Origin of the sequence: Pantoea sp. ANP04, from assembly GCF_041982285.1 — a bacterium.
In the GTDB taxonomy this organism is placed as follows: Bacteria; Pseudomonadota; Gammaproteobacteria; order Enterobacterales; family Enterobacteriaceae; genus Pantoea; species Pantoea eucalypti.
Genome location: NZ_JAUTYS010000011.1, coordinates 54,869 through 80,182, shown reverse-complemented (window position 1 = coordinate 80,182; position 25,314 = coordinate 54,869). Strand labels below are relative to the sequence as shown.

The window sequence follows — 25,314 nt, the reverse complement described above, 5'->3', positions numbered from 1 at the left end:
CCTTAGCGAATATTGATCAATGCATTAAACACGGTGCTGGCGGTCTGCAGCACCTGCGCATTAGCCATGTAATATTGCTGATATTTAGTCAGGTTGGCGTACTCCTCATCAAGGTTTACGCCTGAGACCGATTGCTGACGTTGGGTCAGCTGACTGACCACGCTTTTCTGTGTATCGCTGGTGGTCTGCAGTGAACTGGTTTTGTTACCCACGGTACTGACGATAGCCGCGTAAGCCTGCGACAGCGTGGCGTTGCCACCGACCAGCTTCGCATCCTGCAGACTCAGCAGTTTTTGCGCATTACGGTTATCACTTTCACCGCCAACGGCACCTGCTGCGGCCACCTGAGATTCATTGGTGATCGCGACGGACATGTCGTTGATCACGTTCTGGACCGGCTTCACCAGAAAACTGTCTTTAGCAGCCGGTGCAGGCGTGCCGGGAACGGTCAGCTTCAGGCCATCAAAGCTCAGCGTGGTGTTGCCACTGGCGTCTTTAACCTGTGCAATGGTCACAGCGGTGCTGTCAGAGGCACGGGTGGCGCTCCAGTTCGTGCCATCAAAGCTGACGTTATAGTTGGTCGCTTTCAGCGCACTGGTATCGGTCCACTCAGCGGTAACGGAGGCGGCGGTGCTGTTTTTACTGTTGCTTACCACCAGCGGGCTGCCGATATTAAAGAAATCAACGCCCTGATCGCCGTTACTGTCGAAGCCCTGCTTGTGAACATCGTTAAAGCTGGTCGTAAACGCAGCTGCTAACTGACCCAGCTGGTTCTGCGCCAGATCCAAATCCTGACTACGGAATGCCAGCAGACCGCCCAGCGAGCCGGTGGTGATCAGCTTTTCCGGAATCTCGACGTTGCCCGCCTGTTTATCGACATAGCCGATAGTAGTGCGTGTCGGATCGCTGCTGGAAGGCATCGCCACCAGATCGTGAGATTTGTCGCCGTTTACCAGCGTCAGGCCATTCGCCATGGAGACCGTGTAGCCGCCATCCTGCTGCGACACTGTGACGCCAACTACGTTATTCAGGGTATTCACCAGCTGATCGCGCTTATCAAGCAGATCGTTAGGAGCGGCACCGTTAGCGGTACTCAGTTTGCCAATCTGCTTGTTCAGATCGGCGATCTGGCTGGTAATGGTGTTGACCTGCTTGATGCTGGAACCGACGTCTGCATTGACGCTGTTCTGCATATTGTTCAGGTATTGCGCCGAGGTCTGGAACTGGCTGACCAGACCCTGTGCATTGCTGAGCATTGACTGACGTGCTGACGGATCGTTGGCATTGCTGACCACGTTCTGCAGGTTAGTAAAGAAGCCCTGCAGCGAGGTTGACAGGCTGGTCGTCGAAGTCGACAGCAGATCGTCAATGTTTGAAATCTGGCTGTGCTGGGTGCTTACCGCGCTGTAGTTCGCGCTGGAACCGCGTAACTGCGTGGCAATAAATGCATCATATTCACGTTGTACACCGGTGATATTCACGCCGTTACCATAATAGCTGTTGCCCTGCAGGGTACTGTTTGCCTGCGCCAGGACCGTGGTCTGACGTGAATAGCCAGCCACGGTGTAATTGGAAATATTGTTACTGGTGGTGCTCAGAGCGGCCTGCGCGGCACTCAGTCCGCTCATCGCGGAGTTAATTATGCTGGACATCTCGGTTCCTTACGTTCCCCCGTTAACCGGGCTGGCAGACATCAAAGTGGGCGCCAGCAGGCGAAAACGCATCTGGCTATAGGGATGTTATCGGCTTGCTTAAGTGAAACTTGAGGCGCAATGATCAGAACAGGTCACCCATATCCTGGCTGTACGCTTTGACGACTTTGTCGCCCATACTTTTGAATTGCTGAATCATTCCCACCAGCTTTTGCGCATATTTCGGATCGGTGGCATATCCTGCCGCCTGTAATGCCTGCGCGCCCTGCTCTGCAGATGTGGCATTGGTCACCGCCGCATAGCGTGGGTTTTTGGTGAGAAGTTTGACGTAGTCTGTCAGCGCCTCGAAGTAGGAGTTATAAACACGGAAGCTGGCACGGACTTTCTTCGCTTCACCCTGCTCATATTCGGTAGTCATGATATCGGTGGTGTCACCTTTCCAGTCGCCGCTGGCTTTAATCCCGAACACGTTGTAGCTCGGTTTGCCGTCGCGGGTCAGGATCTGACGCTGGCCCCAGCCCGACTCCAGCGCAGCCTGCGCCAGAATCAGGTGATGCGGAATGCCACTCTGCTGACTGGCAGCCTGCGCCGGTTGCGTCAGCTGAGCGATGAACTCGCGGCTGTCGCTGGGCAGGCCTGTGGGTGACGCAACCGGCGGCAGACGCGGCATCGCCTTACGCACAATCTGCTCCAGCTGCTCCGCGGCCATGGGTTTTGCCCCGCTGGTGCTGAGAATAAAGCTGTTATCCAGCTTCATCGGCACCGTACCGGCTTTTTCATCCGGCGCGGTGGCAGGCTGCATCTGTTTGACGATGGTTTCCGCCAGGCCAAGGCCGCGCTTACCCATCTCCTGTGCAATCTGCTGATCATACATTGAGGTGAAAAGTTTGGTCTGTTCGTTGCCCATAATCCCGTCCTGCGGCAACGCCTCGCGCATACTCTTCAGCATCATTTGTACAAACATCCCTTCGACCTGACGCGCGACCTGCAACGCATGTGCTTTCGGATCGTTGCTGGCCTGGCGTTTCAGTTCATTCAGGGAGCGGCTGTCAAAAGCCGAACTTGTCAGAGATTGCATGTCAGCCATCAGATAATTTCCAGTTTGGCACGCAGACAGCCGGCACTCTGCATCGACTGCAGAATCGACATCAGTTCGATTGGTGACGCACCCAGCGCATTCAGTGCACGCACCACGTTATTCAGGTTGGCGCTGGCGTTAACACGTTGCAGCGCACCGCCGGTCTGGCGCAGATCGATCTGCGTCTGCGTCGTCGCGACCGTCTGACCACCGGCCAACGGTGTATCAGGCTGACTCACGTTCTGCTGCTGGTTAACCGTCACCGACAGGTTGCCCTGGGCTACCGCACACTGATTCAGCGTCACTTCACGGTTCATAACGACTGAGCCGGTACGGGAGTTGATGATCACTTTGGCATCTTCTACCGGAATCGACACATTAATGTTCTGGATCTCAGCCAGCAGGCGCACCTGCGCACCATTATTAGGTGACACGCGGATCTGCACAGTACGGGCATCCAGCGGCTGTGCCGCGCCGTAACCGCCACGGGCGTTGATTGCATCAGCAATACGCTGTGCCATTGAGAAATCTTCGCTGTTAAGCTGCAGGTTGATGGTGTTCTGCGTACCAAAGTTGCTCTGCAGTTCACGCTCTACGGTTGCCCCGCCGGTGATACGTCCACCGTTCAGCTGGTTAACCTGAACACTGCTGCCGCCTGCTGATGCACCGGCACCGCCGACCAGAATATTACCCTGCGCCAGCGCGTAAACCTGGTTATCAACCCCTTTCATCGGCGTCATTAACAGCGTGCCACCACGCAGGCTTTTGGCGTTACCCAGCGAGGAGACCACCACATCCAGCGTCTGTCCCTGACGGGCAAACGAAGGCAGTTTGGCGGTGACCATGACGGCCGCCACGTTTTTCAGCTGCATGTTGGTGCCGGCAGGCACGGTAATACCCAGCTGTGACAGCATGTTGCTCACTGTCTGCGTAGTAAATGGCGTCTGGGTGGTCTGGTCACCCGTGCCATCCAGACCCACCACCAGGCCGTAGCCCAGCAGCTGGTTGTCACGCACGCCCTGTACCGTGGTTAAATCACGAATCAAATCGGCTTTGGCCAGCAGGCTGACGCCCAGCAGCAGCGCCAGCCCGGCGCGTAACAGCGTTAACTTTTTCATTGAAACCTCTTACATCGGCGAGATGTTCAGGAAGAAACGCTGGAACCAGCCCATGGTCTGCGCCTCATTGATATAACCATTTCCGACGTACTCAATACGTGCATCGGCGACAGCGGTAGATAACACGGCGTTACTGGCGCTGATGGTGCGCGGATTGACCACGCCCGAGAAGCGAATGAACTCCGTGCCCTGATTAATGGCGATCTGTTTTTCGCCCACCACGTGCAGGTTGCCGTTTGACAATACCTGGTCCACGGTGACGGTAATGGTGCCGGTAAAGGTATTATTGGCAGATGCGCCGCCTTTACCTGCGAAATCGTTTTTGCCTTCGGCGCTGAGATTGGCTTTTTCGCCACCTGCACCGACCAGACCGGCCAGACCAGTCGGCACCCCGGTTATACCCAGGCTGTTGCTGCCATCGCGGCTGGCACTGGCCGAGGAGCTTTTGCTGGCGCTGACGTTTTCCTGCAGCGTAATGGTCAGGGTATCGCCGATGTTGCGCGGACGACGATCTTCAAACAGCGGCTGATAGCCGTAGTTAAGCGGCGCGACGCCCTGGAATATGGAGCCGTTGACCACCGGTGGCGCGGACGGCATGGGTTGCGCTGTGGTTGCACCTTCGACCAGCGGGGTACGCGGGACCAGAGCACATCCGTTAAGAGTTAGCAGCAACGAGGCGACTAACCAATGTCCAGGCTTGAGAATCTGTTGCTTCGCCACGGTGTCACGACCTTATTAATGTCTGTCATTCAGGCCAGCACGGGCTGGCCCTGTTCGGGATTAAAGCTGCGTTAATTTCGCCAGCATCTGATCGGAAGTGCTGATCGCCTTGCTGTTGATTTCGTAGGCACGCTGCGTCTGGATCATGGTGACCAGCTCTTCCGCTACGTTAACGTTTGAGGTTTCGGTGTAGCCCTGATAGAGCAGACCCGCGCCGTTCTGGCCTGGGGTGCTGTCTGTCGGTGCGCCCGATGCCTGTGTTTCTTTGTAGAGGTTTTCACCCACGCTATCGAGACCGGCATCATTCATAAAGGTGCTCAGGGTTAACTGACCAACCTGCGCGGCCTGAGCCTGACCCTGCTGCGTCACGCTGACCACACCGTCACGCGACACCGTAATGCTGGTGGCGTTAGCGGGAATGGTAATACCTGGCTGCACCGGGAAGCCGGAGTTGGTCACCAGCTGGCCGTTCTGATCAACCTGAAACGCGCCGTCACGGGTATAAGCCGAGGTGCCATCCGGCATCTGAATCTGGAAATAACCCTGGCCATTAATGGCGATATCTTTCGAGTTGCTGGTCTGCGACAGGTTGCCCTGAGTATGCAGACGCTCCGTCGTCACCGGACGGACACCGGTACCAATCTGCAAACCCGATGGCAGCGTCGTCTGTTCTGATGACTGGGTGCCCGGCTGGCGCATGGTCTGGTACATCAGGTCTTCGAACACGGCACGTGAACGCTTAAAGCCGTTGGTGCTGACGTTTGCCAGGTTGTTGGCAATGACGTCCATGTTCATCTGCTGCGCATCAAGACCGGTCTTAGCGATCCATAAAGAACGAATCATGTTGTTATCCTCGTGCCTCAGCCCATGCTCAGGAGCTGGTTGGCTTTTTGTTCATTTTCGTCGACGTTGGTGATGACTTTCATCTGCATCTCAAAACGTCGGGCGTTGGCGATCATATCGACCATGGTTTCTACCGGTTTGACGTTGCTGCCTTCCAGTACGCCAGGCATAACCTGCATGGTGGGATCCGCCTGTAACGCGGCTCCGCGGGTCGCCTGCGTCGACGCAGTAGGACGGAACATGCCGTCATCACTGCGCTGCAGCTCCTGCCCGGTTGCCCTGACCAGCTTCAGCTTGCCCAGCTGGACCGTGGCGTTCGGGGAATCACCGGCATTCAGCCCGGTGATCGAACCGTCAGCAGCAATGGTGATTTCAGTGCCCTGCGGGATCACAATCGGACCGCCATCGCCCATCACAGGATTGCCCTGAACCGTCAGCGTACCGGTCGGACTGATTTGCATATTGCCGTTACGCGTGTAGGCTTCGCTGCCGTCAGGGGTGCGTACCGCCAGCCAGCCATCCTGCTGCACCGCCACATCGAGCGGACGCTCGGTGTAATCCATCGCGCCCTGACTCATGTCGGCGCCAGGTGTAGAGGCGGCGACCAGCGTGCGGGTCGGCAGCGACCAGCCACTCACCGGTACTGCGCGCAGCGCATTCAGCTGCGCACGAAAACCCGGTGTAGAGGCGTTGGCGAGGTTGCTGGCGGTCACCGCCTGCTGGTCCAGCGTCTGGCTGGCCGCGCCCATCGCGGTATATATCGCGTGATCCATATGGCAATCCTGTTAGCGAATTAACGTAAGTTAACCAGCGTGTTGAGAATCTGGTCCTGAGTTTTGATGGTCTGCGCATTCGCCTGATAGTTACGCTGCGCCACGATCATGTTCACCAGCTCTTTACTCATGTCGACGTTGGAAGATTCCAGTGCGCCGGCGGTCAGTGAACCAAAGGTGCCGGTGTTAGCCAGACCAATGGCTGCCTGACCGGATGCGCTTGACGCCTGCCAGACGTTATCGCCTTTCGACTGCAGACCTTCCGGGTTCGAGAAGCTCGACAGGACGATCTGACCCAGCAACTGGGTTTTCTGGTTTGAGTAGCTGCCAGTGATGGTGCCATCATTATTAATCGCGTAGCTGGTCAGATCGCCAGGGGCATAACCATCCTGGGTCGGGCTGCCAAAGTTGGTGGCGCCGGTGTTCTGCTGCAGGCTGCCCAGCATGCTCATAGTGATGGGCTGATTGGCGACCGCGCCATTGGCACCGCCCACGTTCAGCGTCAGGCCAACAGTGCCATCGGTGGTGGTGCTCGCTACCGTACCGTTTGCATTCAGTTTAGAGACGCTGGTCAGCTTACCGCTGGTGTCAAACGCCATTCTGAAATCGCCCGCTGAAAGGCCGGTATTGGCATCAATGGTGCGCACGGTCCAGCTGTTGCTGGCGGTGTCTTTCGCGAAATACATGTCGAGCGCGTGGTCATTACCCTGCGAGTCAAACACGGTGGCCGTGGTTTTCTTGTTGTAGCTGTCCGCGTTCGCCGTCGAGAAGGTAGGCACGGATGGCGTGGTATCCGTTGAGTTCAGGTTGGCAACCAGACCGGCAGTGGTAGTCGCACGGGCGGGCATCTGCTCAGTAGGAATACGCAGTGCAACCGGGTTAGCACCTGCCTGGATGGTAGCCGGTGAACCGCTGGCCGGATAGCCGGTCACGTTCAGACCCTGGGTGTTGACCAGGTTACGGTTGGCATCCAGCGTTAACTGGCCATTACGTGAATAGAAGACGCCGCCGCTGCTGTCGGTCATACGGAAGAAACCGTTACCGCTCAGCGCAACGTCCAGGCCACGGCTGGTGGTGGTGGTCGCGCCATCGTTAAAGTTCTGGATTACCGCAGCGACTTTGGTGCCGAGGCCAACGTTAGAACCGGCAAACATATCGGCAAACGCGATGGTGCTCGATTTAAAGCCCGCAGTGGCGGAGTTAGCAATGTTGTTACCGATGACATCAAGGTTACTTGAAGCAGCACCAAGGCCGCTGACCGCTTGGGAAAATGACATGTGTTTGTTTCCTGTCTACAGGTTAATCAGAGAATCTGACGTACGTCGTCAAGGGTGGCGGAGCCCATGGTGCCGAGATCCAGTTTTGTGGTGTTGTTCGCTGTACTCACCCCATTGACGTAGGCGTAGTTAAGCGGTTGTGCCACCAGTTGTGTGTTGCCATTGCTTGCGGCAATCGCAACGCTGTATTTACCATCTGGCGCGACAGAGCCATCGGTGAGCTTGCCGTCCCACGAGAAGGTGTGCACACCCGCGCTCAGCGCGCCCAGATCGACGGTGTTGATTACCGAGCCATTGGCATCTGTAATGGTGGCGGTTGCGCCGGTTGAGGCAGAGGCCAGTTCAACGCCAAATGGCGTCGTGGTGCCTTTGCCAACCAGAATCTGTCCGCCATTGACCATTACGCCATGCCCAATCAGCGTGGAGCTCTGCAGTGACTGGCTGGTGTTGATCTGGCCGGAGATCGATCCCAGCGTGGTATTCAGTTTTTCAATGCCGCTCAGGGTATTGATCTGTGCCAGCTGCGTGGTGAGCTGGCTGTTATCCATAGGATTCGTAGGATCCTGGTTCTTTAACTGCGTCACCAGCATGGTCAGGAACTGGTTCTGCAGATCCTGTGCATTGTTGCCCGTGCCACTGGTGTTAGAAGAGCTAAGAACCGTGGGGTCCAGCTTGTCGTTAACGCCTACCGCGATAGCCATAAATTTTCTCCGTTATTGCCCAAGGGTCAGGGTTTTCATCATCATCGACTTCACGGTGTTGAGCACTTCAACGTTGGCCTGGTAACTGCGTGACGCCGACATGGTGTTGACGCTTTCAGAAACCACATCCACGTTCGGCATCTTCACGTAGCCTTTAGCATCAGCCATGGGATTGCCCGGGTCATACACTAGCTTCGCGGGTGTGGGATCATCCACGACCTTTGCCACTTTCACACCGCCGGTGGCGGAGCCGGGTGCCGCATCGGTCTGGAAGACCACCTGCTTAGCAACATAAGGCTTACCATCTGGGCCGGTGACGCTGTCGGCGTTCGCCAGGTTACTGGCACTGACGTTTAATCGCTGTGATTGCGCGGTCATCGCTGAGCCGGCAATGTCAAAAATATTCAGCAAGGCCATAATTATTGCCCTTGTAACACGCTCATCATGCCTTTGATCTGGCTACTGATGAGGGTGAGGTCGGTTTGATATTTCAGGCTGTTATCCGCGAACTGCGTACGCTCACGGTCCATATCTACGGTGTTGCCGTCGGCAGAAGGCTGATCGGGAATGCGATAAAGCATATCCATCGATGGTGCGCCGTTTGTCTGTGCTTCAATGTGCCGGGCTGACGTGACTTTTAGCGCCATGCTGCTGCCTTCCGCACGACCATTGGACATCACCCGACTCAGCTCGCTTGCAAAGTCGATATCCCGGGCCTGATATCCAGGGGTATCGGCGTTGGCAATATTTGACGCCAGGATCTCCTGACGTTGAGCACGCAGGTTGAGGGCCTCCGTACCAAATTTCAGCGCCGCATCCAGTTTGTCGAGCATGTTTCCTCCGCGTATGAGAATTTCGAGCTCGCAGCTTAATTTGAAAAAGCAAGACGTCATCGTCTGAATAGCGACTTAAATGGCCGCTATTTTGACAATTGAGGATTTTTCTTAAAGGTTACACTCGTCGCCATCATCAGTGAGGAAATGCACAATGCGTCGATATCTGACCCTGCTGACCAGTCTGCTGGTCGTGATTGCCCTGCCAGCTTCTGCCGGGGATCTCAATGCACAACTGAATCAATTTTTTAAAGCGCGTGACGCCCAGCATGCTGCTGGCATGGTCGTAGTGGTTCGCACGCCGAAAGAACAGTGGCCAGCCTGTGAGGCGCCACAGTTCACGCTGCCCGGCAACAGCCGGTTGTGGGGCAATATGAGCGTGGCGGCAAATTGCGGTGAGAATCGCCGTTATATCCAGGTACAGGTCCAGGTCACCGGCTCTTATCTGGTGGCGAACCGGCTGCTGAGTCAGGGCAGTAGCGTTAGCGAGAGTGATTTCACGCTGCAGACCGGCCGCCTGGACACCCTGCCCGCCCGCGCCCTGCTGAATGCGGACTCGGTCGCCGATGCTGTGGTGCTGCGCGATATCCAGCCCGGACAGCCGATTAATCCGTCCACGCTGCGTCAGCCGTGGCGGGTTAAGGCGGGTCAGAATGTGATGGTGATTGCCAGCGGTGATGGATTTGACGCCAGCGGTGAGGGCAAGGCGCTGAACAATGCCGCCCGTTCGCAGTCGGTCCGTGTCCGGATGGGAAATGGCCAGGTTGTCAGCGGTAAGGTCCGGGAGGATGGGAATATTCTTATAACGCTGTAAAGTGTTAAAGAAGCCCTAAGTGCTGCCGATAGAAGAATCAACAAAGCGATAACGCTATTATGATTCAGGTGGCAGACTTCCCCCTGACCGTACAGGAGCCCGAATATGAGCATTGACAGAACTCAACCGCTGAAACCCGCCAGCACCGTACAGAGCCGCGATAGCAGTGAGTCCGGTAACAGCAAAGTGCGCCAGAGCGCCAGCCCGGTGGCAGCCGCCACGACCCCTGCAGCAGCCCAGGTCAGCCTGAGCAGCGCGCAGGCGCAATTGATGCAGCCGAGCAGCAAAGATATTAACGTCGAGCGCGTTGAACAACTGAAAACCGCCATTCGTAATGGCGAACTGAAGATGGATACCGGCAAAATCGCCGATGCGCTGATTGCCGACACCAAGGCGTATTTAGAGGGTAACTAATTCCCATGAGTAATTTGCAGACCACATTAGATAAGATGCAGGACGTGCTGGCATCGCTGTCAGCCGTGCTGGAAGAAGAGCAGCAGCAGCTGGCAGCTGGCAGCATTAACAGCAACCTGCTGCAGCGTATCACCGAAGATAAAAGCGCGCTGCTCAGTACGCTCAACTATCTGGATGAGATGCGTCGCGCCGCTGAACAGAGTCAGGCGACATCAGCACCTTATCGTGGTCAGAACGACATGGCTCGCCGCTGGGATACGATCCAGCAGCATTCCCGTCGTCTGCAGGATGCCAATGTCCACAATGGCCTGCTGCTGCAACATCAGATTCGTTACACCGAAAATGCACTTGAAGTGCTGAAGCCGCATCAGACGCAGGCCTTTTATGGCCCGGATGGGATGGGTAAAGGCCAGGCGACGTTAAGCCGTAAAGCCTGAGTCGAAAAGTAGCGTAAAAAATCCCGCCAGGTGCGGGATTTTTTTATTGGTGCGTTATTTTCTTTATCACGATTCGCTTTGAGATTGTGCCTGTACAGGGAACCGGGTCAGATCGGAAAGACGCAAAAGCTGTCATCCATGACACGCTCGGCCCACGCGATTACGCACCTCATCCCTGAGGTGCGCCCGTTGCCGGGCCAACGCTTCGCGTTGTTCAAAAACGCTCCCGGCGTTTTTGTCCATGGCGTGGGACGCTTTCCTCCTATGCCCCCGTTCCCTGCACATTGAATTTCTCATGGCTGCAAACCTTACACAGTCGTGCGCCGAGCATAGTCGCGCAACCGGAAGCCCAGCAGCCCCAGCGCCAGGAAATAGGCCCCGCCGCCAACTGCACAGACCGCCGCCAGACGCAGCAGTCGCCACAGCATCGGGCCCTGCTCCCATGCGGGCATCCACTGCAGCATGGCGAACAGTGCACCAGCCATGACCACCACCGCGACCAGCAGGCGGATCAGGAAGCTGCTCCAGCCTGGCTGCGGGTTAAAGATATTCTTCTTACGCAACTGCCAGTAAAGCAGCGACGCATTGAGACAGGCTGCCAGACCAATCGACAGTGACAGACCGGCATGTTTCAGCGGACCAATAAACGCCAGGTTCATTACCTGCGTCATGATCAGAGTAATAATCGCGATTTTAACCGGCGTTTTGATGTCCTGACGGGAATAGAAGCCCGGTGCCAGCACTTTAACCACAATCAGTCCCATCAGGCCGACAGAGTAAGCAATCAGGGCACGCTGCGTCATCAATGCATCAAAAGCGGTAAATTTACCGTACTGAAACAGTGCCACGGTCAGCGGGCCGGAGAGCATACCCAGGGCTACGGCGCTGGGCAGGGCCAGCAGGAAGCAGAGGCGCAGACCCCAGTCCATTAGTCGGGAATATTCATCATGGTTGCCACTGGCAAAACTTTTAGCCAGCGATGGCAGCAGAATAGTGCCCAACGCCACGCCGAGCACACCAGAGGGAAACTCCATCAGACGGTCAGCATAGTACATCCAGGAGACTGAACCTGAGACCAGGAACGAGGCGAAAATGGTATTGATGATCAGGGAAATCTGGCTGACAGAAACGCCCAGAATGGCAGGCCCCATTTGACGCATAACCCGCCAGACACCCGCATCACGCAGATTCAGGCGGGGAAGCACCAGCATCCCCAGCTTCTTCAGGTGCGGCAGCTGATAGCCAAGTTGCAGTACGCCGCCAGCCACCACGGCCCAGGCCAGCGCCATCACCGGTGGATGGAAGTGCGGCGCAGCAAACAGCGCAAAACCAATCATACTCACGTTCAGCAGAGTCGGCGCAAAGGCTGGCACCGAGAAACGGTTCCAGGTGTTGAGTACCGCACCCGCCAGCGACGCCAGCGAAATCAGCATAATGTAGGGGAAGGTTACCCGCAGCAGCGAGCTGGTCAGCGCGAACTTATCGGGACTGTCAGCAAAGCCGGGCGCCGTGACCATGATGACCCAGGGCGCAGCGATCATGCCCGCCACGGTGACCAGCGCCAGCGCCAGCGTCAGCAGGCCCGAGACGTAAGCCAGGAAGAGTCTGGTCGCCTCTTCGCCCTGCTTACTTTTGTATTCAGCCAGAATCGGCACGAAAGCCTGAGAAAATGCACCTTCAGCAAAAATACGCCGCAGCAGATTGGGCAGTTTAAACGCAACAAAGAACGCATCGGTCGCCATTCCGGCGCCAAACACCCGCGCCACAATGGCATCACGGGCAAAGCCCAGTACGCGGGAAAACAGGGTCATAGAACTGACCGCTGCCAGCGATTTCAACAAATTCATAATTGACGGCGCATCCTGAAAAGAATCAGCAAAAAAGGAGAATTAGCGCGGGCACCTGAGGATGCCCGGCGACAGTCTACTGCCACAGAGGGAAATGACCAGCACGGAGTGTTACAAGGCGTTATTCGCGGGTGGCCTCGCGCCACAGTTTTTCCACGACACGCTGCGCCATCAGCGCCTGTTCACCGCTGGTTTCAGGCTTCGTCTGATTTTGTACACAGTCAATGAAATGGTGCGCCGCGCCGCTGAAACCGCGCTGAGCAAGATGGCTCTGCCAGGCGGGTGGCTGCGTAATTATCAGGCCATCACTCTGCTCTTCGTGCCAGTCGCGCATCTCGCTGATGTCGATGCACTTACCGTCACATACCGCACTGACCCGCTCGCGCTGACTGCCTGCGCGGCGGTGCATGCTGGTGGAGATCGTTAATCCTTCAACACTGAAATGGTGCTCAGCATAGAGCATCTGTCCCTGTTCGTTGGTGTCGATACGTCCCTGAACCTGGCGAAACGGTTTGCCGCCCAGCCAGAGTGCGGTGTCCACCACATGCAGGTAATCGTCGAGCAGGGTAAAGCGAAGATCCTGTGGCCCGACGCTATCGCTGCGATGCTTTTCAATCCGCAGAGAGGCAGCGTCGGTCATCTTCGCCCGCAGCTGCTGATAGCGCGGCGCGAATCGACGGTTAAACGCCACCATCAGTTTACGCTGACGTTTTTCCGCCAGCGCCACCAGCGACTCAGCCTGCTCCAGAGTTTCAGCCAGCGGCTTGTCCACACAGACATCTTTTCCGGCCAGCAGCAGTGCCCTGACCACGTCGTAATGCGTAGCGGTGCTGCTGTGGACAAAGACCGCGTCGCAGGCAGCCGCTAAATCATTTAACGAACCAAAATTTGAGATGCGATAACTGTCGCAGATTGGGCGGGCTTTGGCCTGATTCGGGGAGAATGCGCCCACCAGCGTCCAGTCTGTTGCTGCAGAAAGCACAGGCAACCAGGCTTTCTGCGCGATACCGCCTAATCCCACCACACCAATACGTAGTGTCATTTCAGCGCTCCGTTTGCAGCAGTTGGGTGAGTTGGGCCTGAAGCGCCGCGACCTGCTGCTCCAGCAGGGTAATGCGCGTCGCCAGGTCGCCCTGCTCTTCCGGCGCGTCAGCGGCCTGCGGCTGATCGCTCTCATCACTCAGCAGATGCATAAAGCGGCTTTCACGCTTACCCGGCTCTCGCGCCAGGCGCATCACCTGTGCACTGTCGTCACGCTGCATCAGGCCTTCCAGCGTCTGCTCGACCTCGCTGACGTCACTGAACTCATGCAGACGACCGCTGCGGGTACGCAGTTCGCCAGGTGTTTGTGGCCCGCGCAGCAGCAGCAGCGTCAGCAGGGCGACTTCCGCGCTGTTGAGCTTCAGCGCACCAAACGCAGAGTTACAGAAACGCTGCTCATATTTCACTACCCGTTGCCCGGCGGCGCTGCTGGCGGTGATCAGATGCCGTTTTTCCAGCAGATCGAGCTGATTCTGAACCTCGCTTTCGCTTAGCTCCATGACCGGATCGCGATTCGATTTCTGATTACAGGCAACCACAACACCATTCAGTGACAGCGGATACTGCTCCGGCGTGGTGACCTGCTTCTCCAGCAGACAGCCCAGTACGCGCAACGCCTGCGCCGATAAAACCATCTTCATGCTCGCATCCTCATCATTATCCACGCCGGTCAGGCGTCCATTCCCGCAGAGTTAACGCTGTCAGCACGTGATCCTGCCAGCGCCCATCAATTAGCAGATAATCTTTCGCGTATCCCTCTTTCTCAAAACCCAGTCGCGCCAGAAGATCGCCGCTGCGCTGGTTGTGCGGCATGTAGTTCGCCATGATGCGATGAATATGCTGCTGGCGCTGCATATAGCGGATAGCCGCCTGCAACGCCTCAAACATCAGCCCTTGTCCCTGCCACTTTTCACCCAGTGAATAGCCAAGGTAACAGGCGTGAAACGATCCGCGCAGCACGTTGCTGAAATTCGCCACGCCCCGCACCTCGGTTTCATCGCTGTCCATGAGAATAAAATAGAAGGCGGAACCCTGCTTATGCATGTCCGAAATCAGTCCGAGCCTTGCCTGCCACCCTGAGGGATAGCAGTGGCTGTCATCGCGCACCGGTTCCCAGGGTTTTAAAAACTGGCGATTTTCCGAATAGTAATCTGCCATTCGCCAGGCATCACGTTCGTGAACCAGACGGACCACCAGTCTATCGGTGGTTAATCGCACCCTGGGCGCGGCAGAACGATAGCCAAACATCCTGACTCCTGAAATCAATGGCTGATGAAGATGAGCCGTCATTAACCGGCTTTCACTATAACCGTCGCCTGGGCTGCGGTAAAACGTTACAGCTTTTTCGCCATACAGAGGTTGATTTTGCTCTGTTATCACCGCTTTCATTCATCAGAATGGCTGGTTTAAGCGGCGGTTCCTGTGATGCCTCTGCCAGGTGAGTTTGCCCTGTTGAGTAATCTCTTCCATACTTTTCACAGGCCCGAAAACAGAAAGAATTGATTCGTTCTGTTTAACAATAACCCTCTGAAACCCGGGAGATCAGGATGAAGCTCTATATCTATGACCACTGTCCTTTCTGCGTTAAAGCGCGAATGATTTTTGGCCTGAAGAACAAACCGGTTGAGCTGGTGGTGATGCTAAACGACGACGAGGAGACGCCGAACCGGCTGATTGGGCAGAAAATGGCGCCGATTCTGCAGAAGCAGGATGGCAGCGCGATGCCTGAGAGTATGGATATTGTGCATTATGTCGATCAGCAGGATCGCGAGCCGCTGATTACCGGCGCGCTGAATCCGGCAATCGCTGACTGGCTGCGTCATATGAATAGCTATGTCAACAAACTGCTACTGCCGCGCATTGCTGAGTCGGCGTTTGCCGAATTCGCTACCCCGGAGGCGCGTGACTATTTCCGCACCAAAAAGCAGGCAAGCATCGGTGATTTTGACGCGCTGAAAAGTCACTCGGCCGGGCTAATTAAAAATGTCAGCCAGGATCTGCGCAAGCTGGACAAATTAATCGAACAGCCCAATGCGGTGAACGGCGAGCTGTCAGAAGATGATTTTAATCTCTTTCCACTGCTGCGCTCACTGACGCTGGTGGCGGGTATCGACTGGCCAGCACGGGTCGCTGACTACCGCGATAATATGGCTAAACAGACCCAGGTAAATCTTCTCTCTTCAATATCCCACTAACCCTGCCGCGATGAGAGACGCTGCGGCGTTTCTCATCCCTTTCCTGATGACACCCGCCCCGCATTCAGGCAGGCTATAGCCTGTTTACTGGCTCTGATATTCAGGATAAAGATCGATGAAAAAGGCATTTTTCGGGCTGACGGCCCTGTTGATTGCGCTGCTGGTGAGCGGATGTAATCAACTGACCCAATACACCATCAGCGAACAGGAAGTGAATCAGGCGCTGCAGAAGCACAACAACTATGAGAAAGACATTGGCGTATCCGGACTGGTTAACGCGCATATTGTGCTGAACAACCTGACCAGTCAGATTGGGCGCGAAGAGCCAGGAAAGGTGACACTTTCCGGCAATGCAAAAATTAACGTCACCTCACTGTTTGGTCCTCAGCAGGCCGATATGCAATTGAAGATGCGTGCTCAGCCGGTTTATGAGCCGCAGCAGGGCGCCATCTATCTTCGCGATCTGGAGATTGTCGATACGCAGGTTGCCCCGGAAAAAATGGCGTCAATTATGAAAACGCTGACGCCATACCTGAATCAGTCACTCAAAAGCTATTTTGATCAAAATCCTGCTTATGTACTGAGTGCTGACCGCAGTAAAGGCGAGTCGCTGGCGAAGAAATTTGCCAAAGGACTGGAAGTGAAACCGGGAGAACTGGTCATTCCGTTCACACAGTAATCCCGATCTCCGCGCCTTATGGCGCGGATTTTCTTTATCGACATAAAAAGCAGGTGCAAACGGTTGCCTGAATCCTTATGCTTAGACCCCGGCCAAAACATGCCTTTTGTTTCCCTTCTGCCGGAGCTTCACTGATGACAGCACAACCTCAGCAACTTACCCTGCGTCGCCCTGACGACTGGCATATTCATCTGCGTGATGATGAGATGCTCAACACGGTCCTGCCCTATACCAGCGCGGTGAATGGTCGTGCCATTGTCATGCCGAACCTGGTGCCGCCGGTAACCAGCGTGGCGGCAGGTGAAGCGTACCGCGATCGTATTCTGGCGGCGCTGCCCGCCGGGCACGCTTTTACGCCGCTGATGACCTGCTATCTGACCGACTCACTGGATCCTGATGAGCTGGAGCGCGGTTTTACCTCGGGGTTGTTCACCGCGGCCAAGCTCTATCCTGCGCACGCCACCACCAACTCCAGCCATGGCGTCACCAACATCGCGTCGATTGCCCGCGTGCTGGAGCGTATGCAGAAGCTCGGTATGCCGCTGCTGATCCACGGTGAAGTTACCGATGCACACGTTGATATTTTTGACCGTGAAGCCCGGTTTATCGAAACCGTAATGGTGCCGCTGCGCAGCCAGTTTCCGGCATTGAAGGTGGTGATGGAGCACATTACCACGCAGGACGCCGCTGACTATGTCGCCGCCGCCGATGAGACGCTGGGCGCAACCATTACCCCGCAGCATCTGATGTTTAACCGCAACCATATGCTGGTGGGCGGTATTCGTCCGCACCTCTACTGCCTGCCGATCCTTAAGCGCAACGTGCATCAGGAAGCGCTGCGTAAGGTGGTAGCAAGCGGAAACCCACGATTCTTCCTCGGCACTGACACTGCGCCGCATCTGCGCCATCTCAAAGAAGCCAGCTGCGGCTGCGCTGGCGTGTTTAATGCGCCAACGTCATTGCCCGCTTACGCCACCGTTTTCGAAGAGCTGAACGCGCTGGAACATTTCGAAGCGTTCTGTTCTGAGAATGGGCCGCGTTTCTACGGCCTGCCGCTGAATGAAGGGACGATTACGCTGGTGCGTGAGCCCTGGCAGGTGCCTGAATCAATCGCGCTCGGCAGCCACGCTCTGGTGCCGTTCCTGGCGGGTGAAACACTGAACTGGCGCATCGCATAATTTTACTTGCCTCCGGCTCGTCGATACTGTAAATATATACAGCATCTTAACCGGAGGCTATTATGCGCGTTGAAATTACCGTATCCAATACCCGACCTCTTCCTGCTGGCGCGATTGAAGCGTTAAGCGATGAATTATCGCGCCGCATTGATGAACAGTTCCCTGACTCGACCAATCACGTCAAGGTACGTTACGCCAGTGCCAATAATCTCAGCGTGCTGGGCGGTGGAAAAGAGACGCGCGACCAGATCAGCGAAATCCTGCAGCAGACGTGGGAAAGTGCTGATGACTGGTTCATTACTGATTAACCGCCACTGTGCTTTTTTTCCGGGTGTCGCCACCCGGTTTTTTTATCTTTTCTTCCCTCTCGCACTTCCCCCTCTCTGCATCTAGACTCTTAATGATCAATACCCTATCCTTGCGCTCGTCACGCATAACAGGAGGTGCGCACCATGACTACTGATAAACCGGAAGAGGCGATGACCTTTGGTGAGTTGTTAGCACTGATTGGTGATCAACAGCGTCGTTTGACGGTGCTGGAAAATGCCTTTTCCAGTCTGATTTTCTGTCTTGACGATCGCGCCAGTCAGCTGCTGGTGCACAATCTGTCGCTGGAAGCCCAAAATCAAAACCATGATGAACAGCTTCAGCAGCACTTTGCCCGTCTGGCAGAAACACTGCAGAAACGCGGCGGCGGCATCGTGCCAGAAAGCCCGACACTTTAAGCAGGCTCACGTGGCTGAAGCCACTTTTTGCCTGCCCAATGAATAGTGATTAAAATGCCTGCCTGCCAGGCATTTTATTTTTTCCTCCGCGCCTTTCAAACGCAAATATTCTGTGAGAAGCTGACTCACGGCCTTTTAAAAGTCATGATTCCCTGGTTTACTGTTATAATAGTTTCGCTATTGGAATAAAAAAGCCGCATTGAACCTCACCATGCACTTCGTTTAACGAGTAATAAGGAGGTTATAATGGACAGAAGAAAAGACGTTATTCAGACTCATCCGCTGGTGGGCTGGGATATCAGTACCGTTGATAGCTATGACGCCATGATGATCCGCCTGCACTCGCTGTCGTCGCAGGATCAAAAAGAAGAAGAAGCGGATGTTGGCCCTACTTACTGGCTGACAACGGATGTGGCAAGGCAGTTTATCTCGATACTCGAAGCGGGCATCGCCAAGATAGAATCAGCCGAGCAGATAGAACGACTCCTCAATAAGCATTAATCTCTGCCGCATCAAAGAGGCGCCCTCAGGGGTGCCTTTTTCGTTTCTGTTTCTGGTATTCTTTTGATTATCTTACTCTTAGAGCACAGTTATCATGATTTATGATCTTATCGTCGTCGGCAGCGGCTCAGTGGGCGCGGCGGCAGGCTACTATGCTACCCAGGCGGGTTTATCGGTGCTGATGATCGACAGTGCACATCCTCCCCACAATCAGGGCACGCATCACGGCGAAAGTCGATTGATCCGTCACGCTTATGGCGAAGGCGAACGCTACGTTCCCCTGGTCCTGAGAGCGCAGACGCTGTGGGATGAACTGGAACAGCGCGCCGGTGAGCGCATTATGCATCGCAGCGGCGTACTTAACCTTGCGCCAATTCAGTCACCTTTTATTCAGAACGTCATCGACAGCGCCGCTCGCTGGCAACTCAACATTGAGGTAATGCAGCCCGATGACGTGCGAAAGCGCTGGCCGCAAATTAACGTGCCTGAGGGTTATCTGGGCGTCTTTGAGCCGGACTCCGGCTATCTGAAGTGCGAACAGGCGGTTCGCAGCTGGATTCAGCTGGCGGAGCAGGCGGGCTGTGCACAGCTGTTTAACTGTCCGGTCACCGAGCTGGGACGTGATGGCGATCTGCAGCAGGTCACCACCCTGGACGGTATCTATCGGGGTCGCAAAATGCTGGTCAGTGCCGGCACCTGGGTCGGTAAATTAGTTCCTGACCTGCCAGTGGCCCCCACCCGAAAAGTGTTTGCCTGGTATCAGGCTGATGGTCGCTACAGCGAAAACAATAAGTTTCCCGGCTTTACGGTGGAAATGACGAATGGCAGCCAGTTCTATGGCTTCCCGGCGGATAACAACGCGTTGAAGGTGGGGCGTCATGATGGCGGGCAGCCGATGCAGCAACCAGAGGATCGTAAACCTTTTGGTGCGGTCGCGGCCGATGGCAGTGAAGCCTTTGGTTTCCTGCGTCAGTTTTTACCCGGCGTGGGTGTCTGTCTGCATGGTGAAGCCTGCAGCTACGATTTCAGCCCGGATGAGGACTTTATTATTGATACGCTGCCAGGTGAACCTGACCGTTTATTGATTACCGGACTCAGCGGACACGGGTTTAAATTTGCCAGTGTATTAGGTGAACTGGCTGCAGAATTTGCTCAGAAAAAACCGTTCTCATTTGATCTGACCCCTTTCCGCCTTTCGCGCTTCTGACGCTGAAAATGGGTGGCATCAAGTGGGCGCCACCCATTGACATTAACTGACGTAAACTGAATTTTGCTGACATAATGACACGGTTTTATTCCGCACTTCAGGTTAATTCGCCGCCTTATTCGTTGACGAGCCCTTTGCCACAAATAACTCATTCAGAAATATTGCGCATCTTCACCTCCTTTTATTCAGCCATTTCATATTAAAAAATAAAATTTATAGAAACGTAAGGGCAATTGCTTTTATATTTCATAATGTAGATTCTTATTTCATATTATTTCTTTTTTGAAACGACATCATGTTATTACGCAATTCATCTCATCAGTTTGGACTGATTGCCGTGCTGCTGCACTGGTGTATGGCGCTGGCGATTTATGCCATGTTTGCGCTGGGGTTATGGATGGTCGGCCTGGGCTACTACGATAGCTGGTATCACGACGCGCCGGAAATTCATAAAAGCATTGGCGTGATGCTGCTGCTGGCGTTGATTGTTCGTCTGGTGTGGCGTGTTATTTCGCCGCCGCCAAAACCGCTGAGCAGTTATTCCCCGCTGGTGCGTATCAGTTCAATGGTTGCGCACCTTTTGCTGTACACCCTGCTGCTGACCATTTTAATCAGTGGCTATCTGATCTCAACCGCCGATGGCAAACCGATATCTGTATTTAGCTGGTTTACCCTGCCTGCGCTGTTCAGCGGTGCAGGCGCGCAGGCTGACCTGGCGGGCGACATTCACCTCTGGCTGGCCTGGACGGTTGTGATCCTCTCGGTACTGCATGGTCTGGCTGCGTTAAAACATCATTTTATCGATCGTGATATCACCCTAAAACGGATGTCAGGTTTACGCATCCCTTCTCCCTCTGAAAAGGATAAATAATATGTTCAAAAAGACTCTGCTGGCGATGACCGGTGCCAGCCTGCTGCTCAGTTCGATGACCGCCAATGCTGCAGACTATAAAATCGATAAAGAGGGCCAGCACGCGTTTATTCAGTTCCGTATTCAGCATCTGGGTTACAGCTGGCTCTACGGCACCTTTAAAGATTTCGATGGCAGCTTCACTTTTGATGAGAAGAACCCTGCAGCAGACAAAGTCGACGTCACCATTAACACCAGCAGCGTCGATACCAATCACGCTGAACGTGACAAGCACCTGCGCAGCGCTGACTTCCTGAACACCAGTAAAAACCCGCAGGCCACGTTTACATCCACAGAGGTAAAAAAAGAGGGTGATGAGCTGAAGATTACCGGCAATCTGACGCTGAATGGCGTGACGAAACCGGTGACGCTGGAGGCGAAAATGCTGGGTGAAGGTAAAGATCCGTGGGGCGGTTACCGCGCTGGCTTTGAGGCCGAAGGGGAAATTGCACTGAAAGATTTCAACATCACTAAAGATCTGGGGCCCGCTTCGCAGAAGGTGCAGCTGATGATCTCAGTTGAAGGTGTACGTCAGTAAAACAACACGCCGCCTGAAGCTCACTTCAGGCGGCCACGTTTATTTCTTCACTGGCGAAGGAATAGTCATATTTAACAGGCCACGTGACTTGTTAAAGATCTTATTGCCATTCTCACGTCCCGCCCGGCGAGCGCGCTGCTCTTCCGGAGAGAGTTTTGCTTCTTCCTGACAGATTGGGCTGCAGCAGTTCTCAAACTTCTCTGCGCAGCTTTTGCACTGAATAAACAGCAGATGACAGCCGTCATTGACGCAATTGACGTGGGTATCACAGGGTTCGCCGCACTGATGACAGTTCGACAGCACGTCGTCAGAAATACGTTCACCCATCCGCTCATCAAAGACAAAGTTTTTGCCTTTGAAGCGTACCGGTAACCCCTGCTCACGCGCGCGGCGGGCATACTCGATGATCCCGCCTTCAATGTGATAGACATCCTCAAAGCCGTTGTGCCGCATCCAGGCGCTGGCTTTTTCACAGCGGATCCCGCCGGTGCAGTACATTACGATCTTTTTGTCTTTCTGATCCTGCAGCATATCAACCGCCATCGGCAATTGATCGCGGAAGGTGTCAGCAGGCACTTCCAGCGCATTATCAAAACGCCCCACTTCATATTCGTAGTGGTTTCGCATATCCACGAACAGCGCGTCAGGATCGTCCAGCATCGCGTTAACGTCTGCTGCTTTAAGATACTGACCCACATTGCTGGCATCGAAACTGCTGTCTTCAATACCGTCTGCAACAATGCGATCACGCACTTTCAGACGCAGCACCCAGAACGATTTTCCATCATCGTCCAGGGCAATATTCATACGCAGATTATTCAGCGCCGGATCAAAGCTATAGAGCCACGCTTTCATCTTTTCATATTGACTGGCGGGCACGCTGATCTGCGCATTAATACCTTCGTGCGCGACATAGACGCGGCCAAACACCTTGAGTGCTGTCAGGCCAACGTAGAGCGCATCACGGAATGCTTTTGGATCGGCAATCTGGAAATATTTGTAAAAAGAGACAGTGGTGCGCGGCTCAGTTTCAGCCAGCATGCGCGCCTTCAGCTCTTTATTGGAAACGAGGTTATGTAACACTGGCATGGTGTTCTTTCCTGTTATCAATAGGAGAATTTTAGCGGGCACATGATACCTGATTTCAGCAGGATGCAAAGGCCAGTGTAAGAACCGATCATCTTGTGCTGTTTTTTCCGCCAATATCTGGAGAGTTTACATCCGCCTGCAGTAGCCTGTTCCGTCAGTGATATTTATACGCCCGATAAAAACTGGCACAATGGCAGAAATTAATGAGATATCAGCACCGCACGGTGCGCGACGCAGGAAAATTAACCTTCATATGACCCAGTTGCCTCAGTTTTCACGAGAACTGCTTCACCCGCGCTATTGGTTGACCTGGGTGGGTGTCGCTTTTCTTTATCTTTTGGTGCTACTTCCCTATCCCCTGCTTTATGTTCTCGGCTGCAATATTGGTCGTATCGGGATGCGTTTTATGAAGCACCGCGTCAGTGTCGCCCGACGTAATCTGGAATTATGTTTTCCGGAAATGCCGATCAATGAACGTGAAGCGATGGTAAAACACAATTTCGAATCGGTTGGCATGGGATTGATCGAGACCGGTATGGCATGGTTCTGGCCTGACTGGCGCATCAATAAATGGCATAAGCCTTCAGGTCTGGAGCATATTCAGCAGGCGCGGGATAGTCAGCGTGGTGTCCTGCTTATTGGCATGCACTTTCTGACACTGGAAATTGGGGCGCGCATGTTTGGTATCCATAATCCAGGCATTGGCGTCTATCGCCCTAATGACAACAAATTGATCGACTGGCTGCAGGTTAAAGGCCGGATGCGTTCAAATAAAAGTATGATTGACCGCAAAGATCTTAAAGGAATGATTCGCGCGCTGAAAAACGGCGACATTATCTGGTACGCACCCGACCATGATTATGGCCCACGCAGCAGCGTTTTTGCGCCCTTCTTTGCTGTGGAAAAAGCGGCAACCACGGTGGGCACCCATTTGCTGATTCGTACTGGTAAACCGGCGGTTATTCCCTTTGTGCCGCGTCGTCTGCCTGGTGGTCGTGGTTATGAACTGATGATACTGCCTGACATCAGCGACGAATTTACGCTGGAGAGCGATATTGTCACCGCTGCCAGAATGAACAAAGTGGTTGAAGAAGGCGTGTTGCTGGCACCGGAACAGTATATGTGGCTTCATCGTCGCTTTAAAACCCGCCCCGAAGGCGAACCCTCCCGTTATTAATCCTTTCGCGCTAAATGTCTTTCTGGCATTTAGCGCTTTTCTTACTCTATGCTCTGCTGAATAAATCAGTCGCTCGTGGCGGGATCATCGTTTCATCGAATTTTCAGGACCGTTAATTAATCAACCATGAAGTTCAAAATAGTTTATTTATCTATTTAAAATTCGATTTTATAATCAAAAACCTTACTAACAGGCGCTATTCTGCCTGATTTTCTTTTAGTCATTAATTTTCAGCGTACTGTATTTAATAATATCTGGTGCTAATTAACTTTCAAACCAGGCCTAATCCTATTTAGCCAGGCTTAACGATGTATTCTGGCTAATGGATCGATTAAAATTAACTTATATTACAAGCTTTTGCCTTGTTAATTTGACCTATATTCCTTTTTACATTTTTTTAACAGCCTGATAGACCGTTATGGCATTTGAAGAAGTTAAAGCTAATCGGTAGTTTCTTTCGTGACAGTCAGATCTTTAACCGCTCTGACAAAAATTATAAAAAGACAACACAGCAAACCTCTATCGGGACATATTATATGAACAAAGGTCTCTACTATTACGTCACAATTGGTACCGATCAGGAAAATTATCATTTCCTTCATCGTAAAGGGTGTAAGCGAATGCCAGATAAAGATGAAGTCATCTTCATTGGCACTTTATATAACCTGAGCCAGGCGCTTTCCATCGCCAGAATTAATTTTAAGAAAGTTAAGCCCTGTATAAAATGCTGTATCCGCTACTCAGCGCCGGTGATTCATGACTCTGTTCAACCCGTTCTGCACTTTCCACAAAAGATGATCTGACCCTGACTGGCGGGAAATGGTTTATTTCCCGCCAGTTGCACTGACCCGCCCTTTCCCTCCCCTGAATTTCGTCTATCCTTCACTGAAATCAAATGAATCTGCAGTTAATGAACCCGGTAAGGAGAAGATTGATGAGCATGTACAGTACGTTAGAGGAAGCGATTGATGCTGCACGTGAAGAGTACCTCGCTAACAATCCTGAGGTGGATGAAGAAGAAGCATCGATCAGTCAGTTTGGCCTGCAAAAGTATGTCATGCAGGATGGCGATATTATGTGGCAGGCTGAGTTCCTGACCGATGAAGGTGAAGCGGGGGAATGCCTGCCCTTCCGCAGCGGTGACGCCGCACAGGCCATCTTTGATGCTGACTTTGACGAAGTTGAACTGCGCCAGGAGTGGTTAGCAGAAAATACCCTGCACGAATGGGATGACGGCGAATTCCAGCTTGAGCCGCCGCTGGACACCGAAGAGGGTGAAGCCGCCGCGCAAGAGTGGGAAGATGATAACAGCGACTCCGATCGCAGTTATTCGTAAGGACCGTGACTGGCATCCACCGGTAACAACAGGGTGTCAACCACCAGCGACAGTGGCAAATCGAGGATCGTTAAGACTCGCCAGCCGCTGTCGCGTACATCCCACTGTACGCCGGGATAATACTGATTGCCGTGTCCCTGTCCCGGCAGGGTGCGACTGATGATACTGCCACATCCGCTTAAGCAAAGCACCGCAGCTACAACAACGCCTGCCTTTAAAAATGCTTTCACC

General features: G+C 54.0%; 31 protein-coding genes. 15 read left to right on the top strand and 16 right to left on the bottom strand.

Annotated features, from left to right (window positions below; translation table 11 throughout):
* Positions 1-2: 2 nt before the first annotated feature.
* From flgK to flgB, 10 genes are all read right to left on the bottom strand, one after another.
* Positions 3-1,652: a flagellar hook-associated protein FlgK gene (gene flgK / locus Q7C21_RS15610; protein ID WP_192377523.1), complete on the bottom strand. Its 1,650-nt coding sequence runs from the start codon at positions 1,650-1,652 to the stop codon at positions 3-5.
* Between the two features lie 124 nt (positions 1,653-1,776).
* Positions 1,777-2,739: a flagellar assembly peptidoglycan hydrolase FlgJ gene (flgJ, locus tag Q7C21_RS15605; RefSeq protein ID WP_003849878.1), complete on the bottom strand. Its 963-nt coding sequence runs from the start codon at positions 2,737-2,739 to the stop codon at positions 1,777-1,779.
* The gene (locus tag Q7C21_RS15600; protein WP_003849879.1) at positions 2,739-3,848 is read right to left on the bottom strand and encodes a flagellar basal body P-ring protein FlgI; all 1,110 of its coding nucleotides are present in this window, start codon (positions 3,846-3,848) and stop codon (positions 2,739-2,741) included. Before Q7C21_RS15600 ends, flgJ begins: the two co-directional genes overlap by 1 nt.
* A 9-nt stretch (positions 3,849-3,857) precedes the next feature.
* Positions 3,858-4,568, bottom strand: coding sequence for a flagellar basal body L-ring protein FlgH (locus Q7C21_RS15595; RefSeq protein WP_008925927.1), 711 nt, complete (start codon positions 4,566-4,568; stop codon positions 3,858-3,860).
* Positions 4,569-4,628: 60 nt separating this feature from the next.
* Positions 4,629-5,411: a flagellar basal-body rod protein FlgG gene (flgG, locus tag Q7C21_RS15590; protein ID WP_003849881.1), complete on the bottom strand. Its 783-nt coding sequence runs from the start codon at positions 5,409-5,411 to the stop codon at positions 4,629-4,631.
* A gap of 17 nt (positions 5,412-5,428) precedes the next feature.
* Positions 5,429-6,184 carry a flagellar basal body rod protein FlgF gene (locus tag Q7C21_RS15585; RefSeq protein WP_003849882.1) on the bottom strand — a complete coding sequence of 252 codons (756 nt, stop codon included), beginning with the start codon at positions 6,182-6,184 and terminating at the stop codon, positions 5,429-5,431.
* A gap of 20 nt (positions 6,185-6,204) precedes the next feature.
* A complete protein-coding gene (flgE, locus tag Q7C21_RS15580; protein WP_003849884.1) occupies positions 6,205-7,461 on the bottom strand; it encodes a flagellar hook protein FlgE in 1,257 nt (418 codons plus the stop codon).
* Between the two features lie 26 nt (positions 7,462-7,487).
* Complete coding sequence (flgD, locus tag Q7C21_RS15575) at positions 7,488-8,162, bottom strand: flagellar hook assembly protein FlgD (protein ID WP_003849885.1); 675 nt, start codon at positions 8,160-8,162, stop codon at positions 7,488-7,490.
* Positions 8,163-8,174: 12 nt separating this feature from the next.
* Positions 8,175-8,579, bottom strand: coding sequence for a flagellar basal body rod protein FlgC (gene flgC, locus Q7C21_RS15570; protein ID WP_003849888.1), 405 nt, complete (start codon positions 8,577-8,579; stop codon positions 8,175-8,177).
* Between the two features lie 2 nt (positions 8,580-8,581).
* On the bottom strand, positions 8,582-8,995 hold the full coding sequence (flgB, locus tag Q7C21_RS15565; protein ID WP_003849889.1) for a flagellar basal body rod protein FlgB: 414 nt from the start codon (positions 8,993-8,995) through the stop codon (positions 8,582-8,584).
* 154 nt (positions 8,996-9,149) lie between these two features.
* Between flgB and flgA the strand changes: the two genes are divergently transcribed.
* The 3 genes from flgA to flgN all read left to right on the top strand — a co-directional run bounded on the left by flgA (position 9,150) and on the right by flgN (position 10,660).
* A complete protein-coding gene (gene flgA, locus Q7C21_RS15560) occupies positions 9,150-9,809 on the top strand; it encodes a flagellar basal body P-ring formation chaperone FlgA (protein ID WP_008925924.1) in 660 nt (219 codons plus the stop codon).
* 105 nt (positions 9,810-9,914) lie between these two features.
* Complete coding sequence (gene flgM, locus Q7C21_RS15555; RefSeq protein ID WP_003849894.1) at positions 9,915-10,223, top strand: flagellar biosynthesis anti-sigma factor FlgM; 309 nt, start codon at positions 9,915-9,917, stop codon at positions 10,221-10,223.
* Positions 10,224-10,228: 5 nt separating this feature from the next.
* Complete coding sequence (flgN, locus tag Q7C21_RS15550) at positions 10,229-10,660, top strand: flagellar export chaperone FlgN (RefSeq protein WP_003849895.1); 432 nt, start codon at positions 10,229-10,231, stop codon at positions 10,658-10,660.
* A 308-nt stretch (positions 10,661-10,968) separates the two neighbouring features.
* Here flgN and murJ read toward each other — a convergent pair whose 3' ends face one another.
* From murJ to rimJ, 4 genes are all read right to left on the bottom strand, one after another.
* Positions 10,969-12,507, bottom strand: a complete 1,539-nt coding sequence (gene murJ / locus Q7C21_RS15545; protein ID WP_003849898.1) for a murein biosynthesis integral membrane protein MurJ — start codon at positions 12,505-12,507, stop codon at positions 10,969-10,971.
* Between the two features lie 121 nt (positions 12,508-12,628).
* Positions 12,629-13,549, bottom strand: a complete 921-nt coding sequence (locus Q7C21_RS15540) for a Gfo/Idh/MocA family protein (protein WP_008925923.1) — start codon at positions 13,547-13,549, stop codon at positions 12,629-12,631.
* 1 nt (position 13,550) lies between these two features.
* Positions 13,551-14,189, bottom strand: a complete 639-nt coding sequence (locus Q7C21_RS15535) for a DUF480 domain-containing protein (protein ID WP_008925922.1) — start codon at positions 14,187-14,189, stop codon at positions 13,551-13,553.
* A gap of 16 nt (positions 14,190-14,205) precedes the next feature.
* Positions 14,206-14,796, bottom strand: coding sequence for a ribosomal protein S5-alanine N-acetyltransferase (gene rimJ, locus Q7C21_RS15530; protein ID WP_003849899.1), 591 nt, complete (start codon positions 14,794-14,796; stop codon positions 14,206-14,208).
* A gap of 299 nt (positions 14,797-15,095) precedes the next feature.
* Here rimJ and grxB point away from each other — a divergent pair, with 299 nt between their 5' ends.
* The 9 genes from grxB (at position 15,096) to Q7C21_RS15485 (ending at position 21,481) form a co-directional block, all read left to right on the top strand.
* On the top strand, positions 15,096-15,743 hold the full coding sequence (gene grxB / locus Q7C21_RS15525; protein WP_003849902.1) for a glutaredoxin 2: 648 nt from the start codon (positions 15,096-15,098) through the stop codon (positions 15,741-15,743).
* A gap of 115 nt (positions 15,744-15,858) precedes the next feature.
* Positions 15,859-16,422 (top strand): lipoprotein, encoded by a 564-nt coding sequence (locus Q7C21_RS15520; RefSeq protein ID WP_003849904.1) that lies wholly within the window; start codon positions 15,859-15,861, stop codon positions 16,420-16,422.
* 134 nt (positions 16,423-16,556) lie between these two features.
* The gene (pyrC, locus tag Q7C21_RS15515) at positions 16,557-17,600 is read left to right on the top strand and encodes a dihydroorotase (RefSeq protein WP_003849906.1); all 1,044 of its coding nucleotides are present in this window, start codon (positions 16,557-16,559) and stop codon (positions 17,598-17,600) included.
* Positions 17,601-17,662: 62 nt separating this feature from the next.
* Positions 17,663-17,908 (top strand): DNA damage-inducible protein I, encoded by a 246-nt coding sequence (dinI, locus tag Q7C21_RS15510; RefSeq protein WP_003849907.1) that lies wholly within the window; start codon positions 17,663-17,665, stop codon positions 17,906-17,908.
* 144 nt (positions 17,909-18,052) lie between these two features.
* The gene (locus Q7C21_RS15505) at positions 18,053-18,325 is read left to right on the top strand and encodes a hypothetical protein (RefSeq protein ID WP_003849909.1); all 273 of its coding nucleotides are present in this window, start codon (positions 18,053-18,055) and stop codon (positions 18,323-18,325) included.
* Between the two features lie 246 nt (positions 18,326-18,571).
* The gene (gene bssS, locus Q7C21_RS15500; protein WP_003849911.1) at positions 18,572-18,826 is read left to right on the top strand and encodes a biofilm formation regulator BssS; all 255 of its coding nucleotides are present in this window, start codon (positions 18,572-18,574) and stop codon (positions 18,824-18,826) included.
* Between the two features lie 94 nt (positions 18,827-18,920).
* Positions 18,921-20,033, top strand: a complete 1,113-nt coding sequence (gene solA, locus Q7C21_RS15495) for an N-methyl-L-tryptophan oxidase (RefSeq protein WP_008925919.1) — start codon at positions 18,921-18,923, stop codon at positions 20,031-20,033.
* Between the two features lie 295 nt (positions 20,034-20,328).
* A complete protein-coding gene (locus Q7C21_RS15490) occupies positions 20,329-20,904 on the top strand; it encodes a cytochrome b (RefSeq protein ID WP_003849915.1) in 576 nt (191 codons plus the stop codon).
* A 1-nt stretch (position 20,905) separates the two neighbouring features.
* Positions 20,906-21,481 carry a YceI family protein gene (locus Q7C21_RS15485; protein ID WP_078804271.1) on the top strand — a complete coding sequence of 192 codons (576 nt, stop codon included), beginning with the start codon at positions 20,906-20,908 and terminating at the stop codon, positions 21,479-21,481.
* 39 nt (positions 21,482-21,520) lie between these two features.
* On the opposite strand, the gene Q7C21_RS15480 is transcribed toward Q7C21_RS15485, so the two are convergent.
* The gene (locus Q7C21_RS15480; RefSeq protein ID WP_003849918.1) at positions 21,521-22,570 is read right to left on the bottom strand and encodes a rhodanese-related sulfurtransferase; all 1,050 of its coding nucleotides are present in this window, start codon (positions 22,568-22,570) and stop codon (positions 21,521-21,523) included.
* Positions 22,571-22,823: 253 nt separating this feature from the next.
* On the opposite strand from Q7C21_RS15480, the gene Q7C21_RS15475 reads away from it, so the two are divergent.
* From Q7C21_RS15475 to Q7C21_RS15465, 3 genes are all read left to right on the top strand, one after another.
* Positions 22,824-23,747: a Kdo(2)-lipid IV(A) acyltransferase gene (locus Q7C21_RS15475; RefSeq protein ID WP_110411566.1), complete on the top strand. Its 924-nt coding sequence runs from the start codon at positions 22,824-22,826 to the stop codon at positions 23,745-23,747.
* Positions 23,748-24,283: 536 nt separating this feature from the next.
* Entirely contained in the window at positions 24,284-24,550 is a 267-nt protein-coding gene (locus tag Q7C21_RS15470) for a hypothetical protein (RefSeq protein WP_008925916.1), read from the top strand.
* A 131-nt stretch (positions 24,551-24,681) separates the two neighbouring features.
* On the top strand, positions 24,682-25,083 hold the full coding sequence (locus tag Q7C21_RS15465) for a MysB family protein (RefSeq protein ID WP_003849925.1): 402 nt from the start codon (positions 24,682-24,684) through the stop codon (positions 25,081-25,083).
* On the opposite strand, the gene Q7C21_RS15460 is transcribed toward Q7C21_RS15465, so the two are convergent.
* The gene (locus Q7C21_RS15460; RefSeq protein WP_033743162.1) at positions 25,074-25,313 is read right to left on the bottom strand and encodes a YceK/YidQ family lipoprotein; all 240 of its coding nucleotides are present in this window, start codon (positions 25,311-25,313) and stop codon (positions 25,074-25,076) included. The two genes, Q7C21_RS15465 and Q7C21_RS15460, sit on opposite strands and share 10 nt — an antisense overlap.
* Position 25,314: the final 1 nt, after the last annotated feature.